At 72.2% G+C, this 15,661-nt stretch carries 14 protein-coding genes and 1 pseudogene; 6 read left to right on the forward strand and 9 right to left on the reverse strand.

What is annotated here, in order from left to right:
- Positions 1-100: 100 nt before the first annotated feature.
- Together pcrA and ACIBAD_RS07700 are read right to left on the reverse strand one after the other, a co-directional pair.
- Positions 101-2,617, reverse strand: a complete 2,517-nt coding sequence (gene pcrA / locus ACIBAD_RS07695; protein WP_398905205.1) for a DNA helicase PcrA — start codon at positions 2,615-2,617, stop codon at positions 101-103.
- Positions 2,601-2,948, reverse strand: coding sequence for a helix-turn-helix domain-containing protein (locus ACIBAD_RS07700; RefSeq protein ID WP_134071926.1), 348 nt, complete (start codon positions 2,946-2,948; stop codon positions 2,601-2,603). Before ACIBAD_RS07700 ends, pcrA begins: the two co-directional genes overlap by 17 nt.
- A gap of 127 nt (positions 2,949-3,075) precedes the next feature.
- On the opposite strand from ACIBAD_RS07700, the gene ACIBAD_RS07705 reads away from it, so the two are divergent.
- The 3 genes from ACIBAD_RS07705 (at position 3,076) to ACIBAD_RS07715 (ending at position 5,580) form a co-directional block, all read left to right on the forward strand.
- Positions 3,076-4,002 carry an alpha/beta fold hydrolase gene (locus ACIBAD_RS07705; RefSeq protein WP_398905208.1) on the forward strand — a complete coding sequence of 309 codons (927 nt, stop codon included), beginning with the start codon at positions 3,076-3,078 and terminating at the stop codon, positions 4,000-4,002.
- A gap of 26 nt (positions 4,003-4,028) precedes the next feature.
- Positions 4,029-4,382, forward strand: coding sequence for a hypothetical protein (locus ACIBAD_RS07710; protein ID WP_134071930.1), 354 nt, complete (start codon positions 4,029-4,031; stop codon positions 4,380-4,382).
- Positions 4,383-4,530: 148 nt separating this feature from the next.
- Entirely contained in the window at positions 4,531-5,580 is a 1,050-nt protein-coding gene (locus ACIBAD_RS07715) for an NlpC/P60 family protein (RefSeq protein WP_398905210.1), read from the forward strand.
- Positions 5,581-5,656: 76 nt separating this feature from the next.
- Here ACIBAD_RS07715 and ACIBAD_RS07720 read toward each other — a convergent pair whose 3' ends face one another.
- From ACIBAD_RS07720 to ACIBAD_RS07730, 3 genes are all read right to left on the reverse strand, one after another.
- Complete coding sequence (locus ACIBAD_RS07720) at positions 5,657-6,769, reverse strand: alpha/beta hydrolase (protein WP_398905212.1); 1,113 nt, start codon at positions 6,767-6,769, stop codon at positions 5,657-5,659.
- A gap of 111 nt (positions 6,770-6,880) precedes the next feature.
- Positions 6,881-7,576, reverse strand: coding sequence for a response regulator transcription factor (locus ACIBAD_RS07725; protein ID WP_134071936.1), 696 nt, complete (start codon positions 7,574-7,576; stop codon positions 6,881-6,883).
- Positions 7,573-8,868 carry a PspC domain-containing protein gene (locus ACIBAD_RS07730; protein WP_398905214.1) on the reverse strand — a complete coding sequence of 432 codons (1,296 nt, stop codon included), beginning with the start codon at positions 8,866-8,868 and terminating at the stop codon, positions 7,573-7,575. Before ACIBAD_RS07730 ends, ACIBAD_RS07725 begins: the two co-directional genes overlap by 4 nt.
- Positions 8,869-8,999: 131 nt before the next feature.
- On the opposite strand from ACIBAD_RS07730, the gene ACIBAD_RS07735 reads away from it, so the two are divergent.
- Both ACIBAD_RS07735 and ACIBAD_RS07740 read left to right on the forward strand, forming a co-directional pair.
- Positions 9,000-10,373 (forward strand): PspC domain-containing protein, encoded by a 1,374-nt coding sequence (locus ACIBAD_RS07735; protein WP_398905216.1) that lies wholly within the window; start codon positions 9,000-9,002, stop codon positions 10,371-10,373.
- Complete coding sequence (locus ACIBAD_RS07740) at positions 10,360-10,605, forward strand: hypothetical protein (RefSeq protein ID WP_398905218.1); 246 nt, start codon at positions 10,360-10,362, stop codon at positions 10,603-10,605. The genes ACIBAD_RS07735 and ACIBAD_RS07740 overlap by 14 nt, the downstream gene beginning before the upstream one ends.
- Here the strand turns inward: ACIBAD_RS07740 and ACIBAD_RS07745 are convergent.
- The 4 genes from ACIBAD_RS07745 to guaA all read right to left on the reverse strand — a co-directional run bounded on the left by ACIBAD_RS07745 (position 10,530) and on the right by guaA (position 14,964).
- Positions 10,530-11,051 (reverse strand): TQO small subunit DoxD, encoded by a 522-nt coding sequence (locus ACIBAD_RS07745; protein WP_134071942.1) that lies wholly within the window; start codon positions 11,049-11,051, stop codon positions 10,530-10,532. The two genes, ACIBAD_RS07740 and ACIBAD_RS07745, sit on opposite strands and share 76 nt — an antisense overlap.
- 19 nt (positions 11,052-11,070) lie before the next feature.
- Positions 11,071-12,321, reverse strand: coding sequence for a hypothetical protein (locus ACIBAD_RS07750; protein WP_398905220.1), 1,251 nt, complete (start codon positions 12,319-12,321; stop codon positions 11,071-11,073).
- A gap of 153 nt (positions 12,322-12,474) precedes the next feature.
- A complete protein-coding gene (locus tag ACIBAD_RS07755) occupies positions 12,475-13,254 on the reverse strand; it encodes a class II aldolase/adducin family protein (protein WP_398905222.1) in 780 nt (259 codons plus the stop codon).
- A 117-nt stretch (positions 13,255-13,371) separates the two neighbouring features.
- Positions 13,372-14,964: a glutamine-hydrolyzing GMP synthase gene (gene guaA, locus ACIBAD_RS07760; protein WP_053691991.1), complete on the reverse strand. Its 1,593-nt coding sequence runs from the start codon at positions 14,962-14,964 to the stop codon at positions 13,372-13,374.
- Positions 14,965-15,279: 315 nt separating this feature from the next.
- Between guaA and ACIBAD_RS07765 the strand changes: the two are divergent.
- Positions 15,280-15,576, forward strand: a pseudogene (locus ACIBAD_RS07765) (chorismate mutase); the annotation flags it as partial.
- Positions 15,577-15,661 lie beyond the last annotated feature (85 nt).

Here is a 15,661-nt window from a genome sequence, read left to right on the forward strand (position 1 = left end):
CCCGCCCGGGAACGACCGGCCCGGGAACGACCCGACCGGGAACGTCCGGCCCGGGAACGACCGGCCCGGGAACGGTCCCCCCGGGCCCGGCCCGCCCCCCTTACAGCTTCTGCACCGGCGCGTAGCGCAGCAGCAGGCGCTTCGGCTTGTCGTCCCCGAAGTCGACGGTGGCCTGCGCGTCCGCGCCGGCGCCCTTGACCTCCATGACCGTGCCCAGTCCGAACTGGTCGTGCGTGACGCGGTCTCCGACCGACAGCGCGATGACCGGCTTGTCGGCGGCCCGGCGCGTGGCGAACCCGGACGGCCCCGACTTCGTGCGCGACGAGGACAGGAACGCCTCCGGCGAGGTCCCGAACGTGGCCTTGCCGCCCCCCGAGCCGGAGGATCCGTACCCGGAGCCCGAACTGCGCATCGGGCCCGCCGGCTTCTGCGCCGCGCCCGTGCGCTTCCACTGCAGGTACTCGGCCGGGATCTCCTCCAGGAACCGTGACGGCGGGTTGTAGGAGGGGGTGCCCCAGGCGCTGCGCATGCTGGAGCGGGTCAGGTAGAGCCGCTCGCGCGCCCGCGTGATGCCGACGTAGGCGAGGCGCCGCTCCTCCTCCAGCTCCTTGGTCTGGCCCAGGGCCCGCATGTGCGGGAAGACCCCGTCCTCCATGCCGGTCAGGAAGACCACCGGGAATTCGAGGCCCTTGGCGGTGTGCAGGGTCATCAGCGTGATGACGCCCGAGCCGTCCTCGTCCTCGTCCGGGATCTGGTCGGAGTCGGCGACGAGCGCGACCTGCTCCAGGAACTCGGCGAGCGTGCCCCCCGTGGCGCCGGCCGCTGTTGTCCCGGCGTCCTCGCCGCGCGCCTGCTCGAACTCCAGGGCGACGGCCGCGAGTTCCTGGAGGTTCTCGATGCGCGTCTCGTCCTGCGGGTCGGTCGAGGCCTGGAGCTCGGCGAGGTAGCCCGTACGCTCCAGCACCGCCTCCAGCACCACTGCCGGGCCCGCGCCCGAGTCGACGATCGTGCGGAGCTCCTCCATCAGCACGTTGAACCGCTTCACCGCGTTGGTCGAGCGCGCGGCCATGCCGAACGCCTCGTCCACGCGCCGCAGCGCCTGCGGGAAAGTGATCTTCTCGCGCATCGCGAGCGCGTCGATCATCGCTTCCGCGCGCTCGCCGATACCGCGCTTGGGTACGTTCAGGATCCGGCGGAGCGGGACGTTGTCCTCCGGGTTCGCGAGGACGCGCAGGTACGCGAGGATGTCCCGGACTTCCTTGCGCTCGTAGAAGCGGACTCCGCCGACGACCTTGTACGGGAGTCCGACGCGGATGAAGATCTCCTCGAACACGCGCGACTGCGCGTTCGTCCGGTAGAAGATCGCGACGTCGCCCGCCTTGGCGTCCCCGGCGTCCGTCAGCCGGTCGATCTCGTCGGCGACGAACTGCGCCTCGTCGTGCTCGGTGTCCGCGACGTAGCCGGTGATGACGGCGCCGGTGCCGGCCTGGGTCCACAGGTTCTTGGCGCGGCGGTTCTCGTTGCGCTCGATGACCGCGTTGGCTGCGGAGAGGATCGTCTGCGTGGAGCGGTAGTTCTGCTCCAGCAGGATCGTCGTCGCGTCCTTGTAGTCCTCCTCGAACTGGAGGATGTTGCGGATCGTCGCGCCGCGGAAGGCGTAGATCGACTGGTCGGCGTCACCCACCACGCACAGCTCGGCAGGCGGCAGGTCCGGGTAGCCGGTGCCGACGAGCTCGCGCACCAGCGTGTACTGGGCGTGGTTGGTGTCCTGGTACTCGTCCACCAGGACGTGGCGGAAGCGCCGCCGGTAGTGCTCGGCGACGTCCGGGAACGCCTGGAGCAGGTGGACGGTCGTCATGATGATGTCGTCGAAGTCGAGCGCGTTGGCCTCGCGCAGCCGCCCCTGGTACATCGCGTACGCCTGGGCGAGGGTCTTCTCGAAGCCGTCGGCGGCCTGCCCCGCGAAGGCGTCCTCGTCGATGAGCTCGTTCTTGAGGTTCGAGACCTTGGCGTTGAAGGCCTTGGGCGGGAACTTCTTCGGATCCAGGTCCAGGTCGCGGCAGACGAGGGCCATCAGGCGCTTCGAGTCGGCCGCGTCGTAGATCGAGAAGGACGAGGTGAAGCCGAGGCGCTTCGACTCGCGGCGCAGGATCCGGACGCACGCGCTGTGGAAGGTGGACACCCACATGGCGTTGGCGCGCGGGCCGACCAGGCTCTCGACGCGCTCCTTCATCTCGCCGGCGGCCTTGTTGGTGAAGGTGATCGCCAGGATCTGGCCGGGGTGGACGTTCCGCGCGGCCAGCAGGTGGCCGATGCGGTGGGTCAGGACCCGGGTCTTGCCGGAGCCGGCGCCGGCCACGATGAGCAGCGGGGAGCCGGCGTGCACGACGGCCGCGGCCTGCTGCTCGTTCAGCCCGTCCAGGAGGGTCGCGGGGTCGATGACGGGCTTGGGGGCGCCGTCGCGGTAGTACGCGTCGCCGCTCATGGGCACGTCGAACCGGCCCCCGAAGAGATCGTCCGCGCCCTCGTCCGGGGCGGGGTGATCCTCGGGCGGCGGGGGGACCTCGTCGGAGGGGGTGAGGTCCGCCAGGAAACTGTCGTCAAAGAGGCTGCTCATCGCTTTCCGAGTCTAGGGGTCGGGACCGACACGCCAGTACGAGTTCCAGGAGACCGGGGAAGCGCAGTTCCAGATCGTCGCGGCGCAGCGCGAGGTAGAGCTTGCGGCCCTGCGGGCGCTGGCAGATCACCCCGCCCTCGCGGAGCGTCTTGAGATGGTGAGTGACGCTCGATCGGGGCAGGTCAGGTACCACTTCGCCGCAGAACGTCTCCTGGCCGGAGGCCAGCTTGCGGACGATCTCCAAGCGGACGGGGTGCCCCAGGGCCGCGAGCACCTCGGCCAGGTCGAGGTCCTCGGCGCAGGGGTGGGTCAGCTCGGCAGCGGCAGGCATGCACTCACTGTACGCAGATCTCGTACGGACATTGCCAGACCGTTCGAAGATCTCGTACAGTCTCGATCGCCGCGACCGTACGAAATCTTCGAACGGTCGGCCCGCGCACCGACAGGAGGGACCTCCCATGCCCAGCAGCAGCACCGGCCCGCTCGCCGAGACCGCGCCCCCCGATGCCCCGCTCGACGACGCCGCACTCGCCGCCTCCCTCGACGGCGGCTTCACCAGCCACCACGCCGACGTCAACGGCACCCGGCTGCACTACGTCGAAGGCGGCAGGGGCGAGCCGCTCGTCCTGCTCGGCGGCTGGCCGCAGACCTGGTGGCAGTGGCGCAAGGTGCTGCCCGCCCTGGCCTCCCGCCACCGCGTGATCGCCGTCGACCTGCGCGGCATGGGCGGCTCCGCCAAGCCCGCCACCGGGTACGACAAGAAGACCCTGGCCCGCGACATCCACGCACTCCTCGGCCGGCTCGGCATCGCGAGTGCGCACGTCGTGGGCCATGACATCGGCGCGATGGTGGCCTACGCGTTCGCCGCCAACCACCCCGAGGCCACCCGGAAGATCGCCCTCCTGGACGTGTCCCACCCCGAGGAGAGCTGGGCCCGGCAGACCCTGCTCCCCCGGCATGGGCAGCGCCACAAGTGGTGGTTCGCCTTCAACCAGGTCCACGGCCTCCCCGAGCAGCTGCTCGCCGGCCGCTTCCACCTCCTGCTGGACTGGCTGTTCGAGAACGCGGCCGCCGACCCCGGCTCCGTCGACGCGCACGCCCGCGCGGTGTACGCCCGCGCCTACGAGGCACCGGAGGCGGTGCGCGCCGCGAACGACTGGTACCGGGCCTTCACCCGGGACATCGCCGACCTGGCGGGCTACGCCCCGGTGGCCGCGCCGATCCTGGCCCTGGGCGGCGAGTACGGCAACCACGAGAGCCTCGTGACCGCCGTCCCCGCCCTCGGCACCGACACCCGCGTGGTCCGCGTCGACGGCAGCGGGCACTACCTCCCGGAGGAGCGGCCGGAGGTGGTCGTCGAGGCGCTGACCCGCTTCCTGGACTGACCGGGAGCCTCCGTACGCTCGACGCCATGAACGTACTCATCAGTGTCTTCGTGGGCCTGCACATCATCGGGATCGCCTCTCTCCTGGGCGGTTTCCTGACCCAGATGAAGGCGATGAGCGCCGGCACCGCACGCTTCGTGCCCGCGATGCTGCACGGCGCGCTGACGATGCTCGTCACCGGCGTCCTGCTGGTCGGCTTCCGCGAGATGGACGGCGGCCACGTCAACAACATCAAGATCGGCGTGAAGCTCGCCATCCTCTTCGTGATCCTCGCGCTCGTCTACGTGAAGCGGGACGAGGAGCACGTGGAGAAGGCCCTGTTCGGTGCGGTCGGCGGGCTGACCGTGGTCAATATCTTCATCGCCGTCCTCTGGCACTGATCCCGACACCGAACCACAACAGCCACATCCGTTCACGTCAGGTCACGTCGGGGCACTTGCGATCATCTCGTCATCCGACCGTTACCTTCCGGTCTAGCGTCCTCCTCCAAGCACCGAGCTCCCGAGCGAGGAAGGACGTGAGGCCCTCGTGGCCAGTCACCGAAAGCCCAGGCAGCGCCCGCTCCACCCGCTCTCCCGCGGCACCGTGCGGACCGCCGCGACCCTCGCCCTCGCGGGCGCTGCCACCGCCACCGCCTTCGAAGGAACCTCCCAGGCCGAGCCCCGGCAGACGCCCTCCCAGGTGAAGGCCGAGGTCGACCGGCTCTACGAGGAGGCCGAGGAGACGGCCGAGCAGTACAACGGGGCGAAGGAGCAGGCCGACGAGGCCCAGCGCGCGCTCGACGCACTGCGCGACGAGACCGCCCGCAAGACCGACCGGCTCAACACCGCCCGCCGGGCGCTCGGTTCCCTGGCCGCCGGCCAGTACCGCACCGGCGGCCTGGGGCCCGCCATGCGGCTGGCGCTGGCCGAGAACCCGCGGGACTACCTGGACCAGGCCTCGTTCCTCACCCGGACCGGCGACCGCAACGCCGCCGAGGTCTCCTCCGTACGGCGGCGGCTCGACGAGGTCCGGCAGCTCAAGGACGAGGCCGCCGGCCGGCTCGCCGACCTGCGCGCCCGCGAGGGCGAACTCGCCGAGTACAAGGCCACCGTCAAGGGCAAGCTCGACACCGCCAAGCGGCTGCTGGCCAAGCTCACCGCCGAGGAGCGGGCCGCGTACGAGGCGCAGTCGGCCGGCCCGGCCCCGGCCGGTCCGCATGCCGCGACCCCGCCGCCGGCCTCGGACGGTACGCGCGCCGCCCGCGCGGTGGCCTTCGCGTACGGGGCGATCGGCAAGCCGTACGTCTGGGGCGCGACGGGACCGGGCTCGTTCGACTGCTCCGGCCTGACCCAGGCGGCCTGGCGCTCGGCCGGGGTCTCCCTCCCCCGCACCACCTACACCCAGATCAACGCGGGGCATCGGGTCTCCCGCGACCAGCTGGCCCCCGGTGACCTGGTGTTCTTCTACGCGGGGGTCACCCACGTCGGCCTGTACATCGGCAACGGCCAGATGATCCACGCCCCGCGCCCCGGGTCGACGGTCCGCGTGGCTCCGGTCGATTCGATGCCCTGGGCGGGCGCCTCCCGCCCTGCGTGAGCCTCCTGCTGCCCGACGTACGGCGGGGGCGGACGGCCGACGGCCGACGGCGGACAGCGGCCCTGCGACGCGGACTCTACGGCGCCTTGACCTGTGTGGTCAGCCAGGTGAACGCCTGCGGGAGCTGCTTCGACCACGAGTCGAGGTTGTGCCCGCCGGTGACCTTCTCCGCGTGCACCGCGGTCGGGGTCAGTGCGATGGCCTTGAGGTCCGTGCCGGACAGGTAGCCGTCCTGCTCGGCGCCCGACATCCACAGGGAGACCGCCGGCGGCGTGGGCGCGGCCTTGAGCAGGGCCTTCAGGTTGTGGGTGCGCCGCATCTCCGGATCCTGGGCGACCAGCGAGGTGGGCTCCTGGCCCGGGTCGTTGTAGCCGGACAGGGAGACGGCCGCGCTGTAGCGGTCGGGGTGCAGGATCGCCAGCTTGGCGGCGCAGTACGCGCCGGCCGAGTAGCCTGCCACGCCCCAGGTGCGGGCCTCGTCGGAGGCCCGGAAGTTGTCGACGACCATCTTGCGGACGTCGACGCTGAACCAGCTGTCCGCGTTGACCTTGCCGGGGATGTTGGCGCAGCCGGTGTCGCCGTTGCCCAGCAGCATGGCGCGCGGCGAGACCAGGATGAACGGCTGCACCTTTCCGCTCTTCATCAGCGGCTCCAGCACCTCGGCCGCCTTGAGCCCCTGGAACCAGGACTTGCCCGTCCCCGGTATGCCCGGGATCAGCTCGACCACGGGGAACTTCTTGTTCTTGAACGCCGGGTCGTCGTACTGCGGCGGGAGCCACACCATGACGTCGCCCTTGACCCCGGAGATCTTGCCGTCGAGCTCGGTCTTCTTGACCCGGCCGCCGAGGCCCTCGACGGGCTGGAAGTCCTGGAGGACCTTCGGCTCCGCCTTGACCTCCGCGGCCTTCTTCCCGCCGAGCCCGTCCGCGCCGAGGTCGGGGGCGGCCGTGACGTACTTGCCGGTGCCCAGCAGATCGCCCCAGGAAGCGTAGAAGTTCTCCTGCCGGTTCACCGAGATGAACACCAGCGCGACGGCGGTGGCCTGGGCGAACACGACCATCAGGGCCCGGGTCGACACGCGTACGACGGCCGGGCCGCGCACCTTGCTCCACACGGCCAGCGGCAGGAGAACGGCGATCGCCGTAAGGGCGATCGCCGTCGCGAACAGGGGGAACCCGGTCAAGCTCATCACGCCACCCAAGAGGGCGCCGCGGCACCGCGCGGTTGCCCCCGCCCCCTGCGGCGTCGGTCACACCGGCGCGGACGCCAGACCGGCGCGGACGCCAGACCGGCGCGGACGTCACACCAGGCGGCGCGCCGTCGCCCAGCGGGTCAGTTCGTGCCGGTTGGAGAGCTGGAGCTTCCTGAGCACGGCCGAGACGTGGGACTCCACGGTCTTCACCGAGATGAAGAGCTGCTTGGCGATCTCTTTGTACGCGTACCCGCGCGCGATCAGCCGCAGCACCTCGCGCTCGCGCTGCGTGAGGCGGTCCAGGTCCTCGTCGACGGGCGGCGCGTCCGTCGAGGCGAAGGCGTCGAGCACGAAGCCCGCCAGCCGCGGCGAGAACACCGCGTCCCCCTCCTGCACCCGGAAGACCGAGTTCACCAGGTCGGTCCCGGTGATGGTCTTGGTGACGTACCCGCGCGCGCCGCCCCGGATGACCCCGATGACGTCCTCGGCGGCGTCCGACACCGACAGGGCCAGGAACCGCACCGGGTTGTCGTGGGCCGCCATCAGCGGGGCGCAGCGCCGCAGCACCTCGACCCCGCCGCCGCCGGGCAGGTGGACATCGAGCAGGACCACCTCGGGCCGGGTGGCGGTGATGACGGTGACGGCCTGGTCCACATCGGCCGCCTCGCCGACGACCTCGACCCCGGTCCGGGCGGTCTCGCCGATCTCGGCCTGCACGCCCGCGCGGAACATCCGGTGGTCGTCGACGAGCACCACCCGGACGCGCCTGTCCGCCGCCGCGCTGCCGGTCGTCTCCTCGGTCATGCTGCGTTCGCCGCCCTCTCCATCTCCAGTTCGACTTCCGTGCCGCCGTCGGGCGCGGACCGCAGCCGTGCGGTCCCGCCGTTGCGCTGCATCCGGCCGATGATCGATTCTCGTACGCCCATGCGGTCGTCCGGTACCGCGTCGATGTCGAAGCCCGGGCCCCGGTCCCGCACGGACACGAACACCGTCTGCCCCTCCACCTCGGCGTACACCTGCACCGGCCCGCCCTCGCCACCGTACTTGGCGGCGTTGACCATCGCCTCGCGCGCGGCCTGGACCTGTGCGCCGAGCCTCTCGTCGAGCGGGCAGTCGCCGACCACGACGACCTCGATCGGGACCCCGTGGTGGTCCTCCACCTCGGCGGCCGTCTTCTTGACGGCCTCCGCGAGGGTGGCGGGCTCCTCGGCCTCGTCCTTGCCGGTGCCCTCCGGCTTGTAGAGCCAGTTCCGCAGCTCCCGCTCCTGCGCGCGGGCGAGGCGGCGCACCTCGCCGACGTCCTCCGCGTTGCGCTGGATCAGGGTCAGGGTGTGCAGCACCGAGTCGTGCACGTGGGCCGCGACCTCGGCGCGCTCCTGGGCCCGGATGCGCATCAGGCGTTCCTCGGAGAGGTCCTGGGTCATCCGGATCAGCCAGGGGCCGGCGAGCAGGGCTATGCCGACGAGGACGGCGAGGGCGGCGGTCAGCACGTTGCCGAGCTGCGCGGCCGAGCCGCGGACCACGATGAAGACGGTCAGGCCGACGCCGACCAGGGCGACCCCGGCGAACCCGCGGGCGATCTGGAGCAGGCGGGCGTTGCGCCCGGCGGCGGCGCCCCAGTGGGCGCGGCGGGCGTTGTCGGCCTGGCGCCATACGAGGACCACGCCGGCGCCGACCAGCAGCGTCGGCCACACGTACCGGCCGGAGGTGCCGCCGAGCTGGACCTTGGAGATGAAGATGCCGGCGCCGATGCACAGCGCGATGAGGGCGGTGATCTGCCCGCGGTCGGGTTTGCGCAGGCGGCGGCTGCCGTCGGAGAGGGTCTCGAAGAAGGAGCGGTGCCCGGTGCGCCCGCCGACCCCCAGCGGTACGAAGACCCAGAACGCGGCGTACAGCAGTACGCCGAGCCCGTCCCCCCACATGAACAGGCCGAGGAACGCGAGCCGGACCCAGACGACCGGCAGCCCGAGGTGCCCGGCGAGACCGCGCGCGACACCGCCGAGCATCCGGCCGTCGGCGCTGCGGTAGAGCTTGCGCTGGGGCGGTTCGTCGGCGTCTGCTGCGTGCGGGGGACGGGGGGCGGTGGAGACGGGCATGCCATTGATGGTCACACGCGGGCGCCGTACGGGACATCAGGGCAGCCCCCCAGTTCTGTCGGGGGGATATCAGGGTTGCGCCAGGGTCGGACCCGGTGCCGCGGGGCGCGGCGGGTTGTCACCATGGAGCCATGACCAAGCACGACTCCCCGCCACCGACCGGTGCCGGTGCCGATACCGGTACGGGCACCGGTGCCGGCACCGGTACGGCGCCGCCGCCCGGCGATCGGCCCGCAGACCGCGCCACCGACCGGCCGCCGCTGCGCCGCAGCAAGCGCGACAAGGTCCTCGCGGGCGTGTGCGGCGGCCTCGGCCGGTACTTCGACCTGGACCCGGTGATCTTCCGGATCGTGCTCGGCGTCCTCGCTGTCACCGGCGGGGTGGGCCTGATCTTCTACGGCTTCGCGTGGCTGCTGCTGCCGGTCGAGGGTGAGGACGACAGCGAGGCGAAGAAGCTGCTGACCGGCCGGGTCGAGGGCGCCACCCTGGCCGCGGTGTTCGCGGCGCTGGTCGGCTGCGCGCTGTTCCTGTCGATGCTGGACAACGGCGGACTGGCCGTGTTCTCCGTCCTGGTGATCCTGGCCCTCGGAGGGGCCTCGTACTGGTCGCAGCGCCGCCGGAAGGCCGCCGCCCCCGAGGCCGAGCCGCAGGCGGCGCACCGCCCGGCCCCGCCGGAGACCCAGGCCCCGCCCGTGCCCGGCAGCCCTTCCTGGTGGCGGGACCCGCTGGTCAAGGACGGCACGACCGGCCCCGTGGGATCCAGCGGGTACCTGTGGGGGCCCGATGAATCCGCCGACGCCAACGCCGCCCGGAACATCGGGGGCGTCCGCGCCCCGGGCGACCGCGAGCGGGCCTCCGCGCCGAAGGTCCCGCGCGGCGGGATCGGCGGCCGGGTGTTCGTCCTGGCCCTGCTGGCCGGGGGCGCCGCCACCGCCGCAGTCTGGCAGGGCAGTACCCTCTCGCACGCGCTGCAGATGGGCCTGGCCTCGTCGCTCGCCGTCTTCGGGCTGGGCCTCGCGGTCAGCTCGGTCAAGGGCCGCACCGGCTTCGGCACCGTCCTGCTGGCGATGATCACCGCCGGGCTGCTGGCCGGCGCCTCCGCGCTGCCCCGCGAGATCGGCACCGACTGGAAGTCCGTGGAATGGCGGCCGGCCGCCGTGGCCGACGTCAGGCCCGTCTACACGGCGGGCACCGGGCTGGCCACGCTGGACCTGAGCCGGCTGGACGTGCCGAAGGGCACCACGCTGTCCGTCCGCGCCACCGCGGAGGCGGGCCGGCTCAAGGTGATCGTGCCCCGCGAGGTCACCGCGCAGGCCGACGTCTCGGTGAAGCTGGGCGACATCCACATGCCCGGCGAGACCAGCCAGGACGTACGCATACAGAGCGGCGGCGAAACCCAGCAGGCGACCCTGAAGCCGCCCGCCGGCACCGAGGCCGGGGGAACGATCGAGCTGCACCTGAACGCAGGTGTCGGACAGGTGGAGGTGGCCCGTGCCGCGTCATGAGTTCCAGCCCGGTCGGCTGCTGGCCGGCCTGATCCTGGTGGCGGCGGGCGTGCTGTACCTGCTCGACGCGACGGGGGAGGCAGATCTGCCCTGGTTCCTGGTCATCCCGATGACCATGGGCGGGCTCTGCCTGGCCGCGCTGGTGGGGGTGGTGACCTACGCCGTGCGCCGGGACCGGCGTGACCGGGTCCGCGAACCGCGCGAGCGGATCAGCGAGTCCAGAGAGAGATAGGGCGCACCGGCCAGGATCATCGGGATCCAGGCCATCAGGTAGACCAGGTCGTTGCCGTAGTAGTACGGGGTCACCTGCCAGGACACCGTGAGCCACAGGCTGAGCGAGATCAGCGCACCGCCGGTCGCCGCGATCCGGGTCAGCAGGCCGACCAGGGTGCCCAGGCCCACCAGGAGTTCCCCTACGGCCAGCAGCGCCCCGAACCCGACCGGCGAGAGCAGCGCCCAGTCCACCAGGGCGGGGATCGCGGAGGTGTCGCGCGCGCCGTGCATCTGCTCCCCGATGGAGCCGGCGCCGGAGGCGGACAGGAACGCGGGGTCGGTCAGCTTGTCCAGGCCCGCGTAGACGAAGGTCACGCCGAGGAAGATCCGCAGCGGCAGGAGGGCGTACCGGGCGGCCTGTTCCCGCAGTCCGGAACGGCCGGAAGGGACATCAGTTCGGGTCACGACCCATGTGTACCCCGGTTCACTCAGCCACGTCGATGGTGCAGCGGTTGGATTCCACTCCGGCGGCCGTCACCACCTGCACCTCGATGCGCCCGGGTTCCACTTCCGCCGGGACCGGCACCGTCAGCGCCGCGTCCGAGGGGTTGGTGAACCCGCCCGCGACCGGCACCAGCGGCACGTGCACGTGGACCGCCCCGACCCGTACGACCAACCGGGCCAGCATCTCCGGCGTCTGCGCCCCGGGCGGCACGAAGCCCACGCCGCGGATCTCGATGTCGTCGCCCGGGCGGATGGCCGCGTCGAGATCGCCGGGCTCCCGTCGGCGCACCACCGACAGGATCAGCGGACGGCTCACCTCGGCGAACTTCGACGCCAGGTACACCGCCGCCGACAGGGCCACCAGCATGGCCAGCGCCCACGGCAGCCGCGGCAGCCGGTCCGGGAACCGGGCCATCGACACCGCCGCGTAGGCCAGCACCACCGTGGAGACCAGCACGTACTGCGCGTCCGGGAAGCTCCCCCGGCCCGCGTCGTCCGTCAGCAGGTCCACCCCGCGCGGCCGGTCCGCCGGCAGCTTCTGCATCCGCTGGCCCATGATCCGTACGGTGACCACCCGGCGCACCAGCACCGCCACGGCCGAGGTCAGCGCGACCACGGCCAGCAGCGGCAGCGCCCGCCCGAGCGCCAGCCCCGCGTACAGGGCCTGCCGCTGCGGGCCGGGCGGCGAGGCCGCCAGCCGCAGCGCGGGCAGCAGCGCGGCGAACGCCGTCAGCACCACCCAGGCACTCGGCACCGCCTTCGAGGTGGACAGCCGGTTGTCCTCGCCGACCAGGGGGGCGAGGAGCCCGCCACGCAGCGACTGGGCTCGGGCGGCGCCCGTGAGCAGCCCGGCCAGGACCACCGCAGCGAGCAGCCCGGCGGTGCGGGCCGTGGACCAGCCGGTGCCCAGTGCGGTGCCGACCTGCACCAGCAGCAGCACCCCGGCGGAGATCCACACGGCGAGCACGGCCCGCCGCGAGAAGAGGTACAGCCAGGAGTTGCCGGCCTCCCGGCCCCGGTCGGCGACCGTACGGGCCGACAGGGTCAGCTCGTCGGAGACCCACTGCCGGGAGGCCCCGGCGGACCGGGCCACCGCGGCCGGCAGCCCTTGGCCGGCCGCGAACTCGTCCCGCTTCTCGGTGAACGCGGCGACGGCGCGCCGGTGCCCCTCCTGCGCGCCGTGCGGGCAGTCGTCGCAGGTGCAGGCGCCGCCGTGGGTGCTTCGGGACATCTCTTGGACAGCCACGTACGTGCCGCCTCTCTGAACTACGGTGCAATGCCAGCGAATTGTGCACCACTGCGGCAGTGCTCCGGATTGCGCACGATGTCAGAGCAGGTGATTAACCGTTCATGATGTTGACGTCACCCGCCCGGCGCAGTCGTGTCAGGGGGCGACGGACTGCCAGAGGGGCTGGTAGCTGACCCAGGCGGCGAGATCCGTGCCGAAACGCTCCCGCGCGGCGAGTGCCGCGCGGTGGTCGATCGGCACCGGCTTTCCGGCGGCCCGCGCGATCAGCTGCACCTGCGCCGCCCGCTCCGCGGCGATGAACCACCAGGCCGCCGCGTCCACGGAGTCGCCGACCGTCAACAGCCCGCGGTTGCGCAGGACGAGCGCCTTGTACGGGCCCAGGGCGCGGGCGATCCGCCCGCCGTCCTGCGGTCCGGCGAACCCGTCCAGGAGCGCGTGGTCCTCGTAGAAGGCGCAGGCCTCCTCGCTGATGGGGGCGAGCAGCTCCCCGAGCGCGGCCAGCGCCCTGCCGTACGGACCGTGCGCGTGCACCACCGCCACCGCGTCGGGTCGGGCCCGGTGCACGGCCGCGTGCACGGCGAAGGCCAGCTCGTTGACCCGGCGTCCGCCCCGGCGCACGCGCCCGTCCCCGTCGACGAGCAGCAGGTCGTCGGCGGTGAGTGCGGACAGGGCCTGCCCGAACGGGTTCACCCAGTGGCAGTCCGTGAACTCCGGGTCCCGCACGGTGATGTGCCCGGCGACCCCGTCCTCGTACCCGAGGCGGCCGAACAGCCGCAGCGCTCCGGCGAGCCGCTCCTTGCGGTACGCGCGCTCCTCGGCCGGGCTGGCATGGACGGGCGGCAGCGCGACCCGCAGCCGGTCCACCGGTACGGGTGCGGGTACCGGTGCGGGTACGGGTTCGGGCTGATCCGGCATGGCCCCCTCCTTCGGCTCGCCGCGCAAGGTACCGGCGGCCGCGCCAAGTGGCCATACACGCGGCGAAGCCGCCGCTCCCGGGGGAACGGCGGCTTCGTCACGGGCGTCGGGCCGGGATTACTCCCACTCGATGGTGCCCGGGGGCTTGCTCGTGCAGTCGAGGACGACGCGGTTCACGTCCGGCACCTCGTTCGTGATGCGGGTGGAGATCCGCGCGAGCACCTCGTACGGCATGCGCGTCCAGTCCGCGGTCATCGCGTCCTCGGAGGAGACGGGGCGCAGCACGATCGGGTGGCCGTAGGTGCGGCCGTCGCCCTGGACGCCGACGCTGCGGACGTCCGCGAGCAGGACGACCGGGCACTGCCAGATCTCGCGGTCCAGGCCGGCCGCGGTCAGCTCGTGGCGGGCGATGGCGTCGGCCTCGCGGAGCAGGTCCAGGCGCTCCTTGGTGACCTCGCCGACGATGCGGATGCCCAGGCCCGGGCCCGGGAAGGGCTGGCGCTGGACGATCTCCTCGGGCAGGCCGAGCTCCTGGCCGACCATCCGGACCTCGTCCTTGAACAGCTGGCGCAGCGGCTCGACGAGCTCGAACTCGATGTCGTCGGGCAGGCCGCCCACGTTGTGGTGGGACTTGATGTTCGCGGTGCCGGTGCCGCCGCCGGACTCGACGACGTCCGGGTACAGGGTGCCCTGGACGAGGAAGGCGACCGCGGGGCCGTCCTCCTGCAGGATCTCCAGCTGGGCCTGCTCGAAGACGCGGATGAACTCGCGGCCGATGATCTTCCGCTTGGTCTCCGGGTCGGAGACGCCGGCCAGCGCGGTCAGGAAGCGCTCCTGGGCGTCGACGACCTTCAGCTGAACGCCGGTGGCGGCGACGAAGTCCTTCTCGACCTGCTCGGTCTCACCCTTGCGCATCAGGCCGTGGTCGACGTACACGCAGGTCAGCTGGGAGCCGATGGCCTTCTGGACGAGGGCCGCGGCGACCGCGGAGTCCACGCCGCCGGACAGGCCGCAGATGGCGCGCTTGTCGCCGACCTGCTCGCGGATGGCCGCGATCTGCTCCTCGACGATGTTGCCGGTGGTCCAGGTGGGCTCCAGGCCGGCGCCGCGGTAGAGGAAGTGCTCCAGCACCTGTTGGCCGTGCGTGGAGTGCATCACCTCGGGGTGGTACTGCACGCCGTACAGCCTCTTCGCGTCGTTCTCGAAGGCCGCGACCGGGACGACGTTGGTCGACGCGGTGACGGTGAAGCCCTCGGGGGCGGCGGAGCAGGCGTCGCCGTGGGACATCCACACCGACTGGTTCTCGGGGGTGCCCTCGAAGAGGGTGGAGCCGGCCTTGGAGACGGCGAGCGGCGTACGGCCGTACTCGCGGGCGCCGGTGTTGTCGACGGTGCCGCCGAGGGTGGTCGCCATCAGCTGGAAGCCGTAGCACATGCCGAAGACCGGGACGCCGGACTCGAAGAGCGCGCGGGCGTCGTCAAGGCGCGGGGCACCCTCCTCGTACACGGAGGACGGGCCGCCGGAGAGGATGATCGCCTTCGGGTCCTTGGCGAGCATCTCGGCCACCGGCATCGTGCTGGGGACGATCTCGCTGTATACCCGTGCCTCGCGGACGCGGCGGGCGATGAGCTGGGCGTACTGGGCGCCGAAGTCGACGACGAGAACCGTGTCCGGGGCGCTGTCGTGGGCGGCGGAGGGTGCTTCTGGCACGGGGCGGCCTTCCGGCGGAAGAGGGTGGCTGTTTTGTCGATTCTACCGGTGGTGCCGGCCGCCCCTTTGTCGCACCATCCGAGGCCCACGTCACCGCGATGTCCGGCGACGGCTCGGGCGGGGCGTCTCACGATCCGGGCCGGGTTGGCCCCGGGGGCGGGGGCCGGACATAATCCGGTTCGTGCGCAAGCAGCTGAGCTTCCTCTTTACCTATGGCACCGGCCGGTCCGGTCGCCATGGGTCCGCGTGATGCTCGCTTGAGCCGCTGACTTCCCAGAGCGCCCCGGTCCGACAGGACCGGGGCGCTCTGGCGTTTCCGCTCCTGGCGGCACGACCCACAGGAGTAAGAACATGACCGTGACCACCACCCCCGCGCAGCTGATCGCCGAGTCCCGCGAGCGGATCGACGCCATCGACGACCGGATCATCGGGCTGATCCAGGAGCGGATGGCCGTCTCGACCGTCATCCAGGACGCCCGGATCGCCTCGGGCGGCCGGCGGGTGCACCTCTCGCGCGAGATGGAGGTGCTCGCCCACTGGAGCGACGCCCTCGGCAAGCCGGGGACCACCCTCGCGATGACGCTGCTGGAGCTGTGCCGCGGCCGGGTCTGAGGCCGTTCCGGAGCTGAGGCCCGTTCCGGCTCTTACGCCTGTTCGTCACTCGTCCGGACCGTGACCGGCCCCGGCGCCCTTCGTT

The organism is Streptomyces sp. NPDC051109, from assembly GCF_044455885.1.
In the GTDB taxonomy this organism is placed as follows: domain Bacteria; phylum Actinomycetota; class Actinomycetes; order Streptomycetales; family Streptomycetaceae; genus Streptomyces.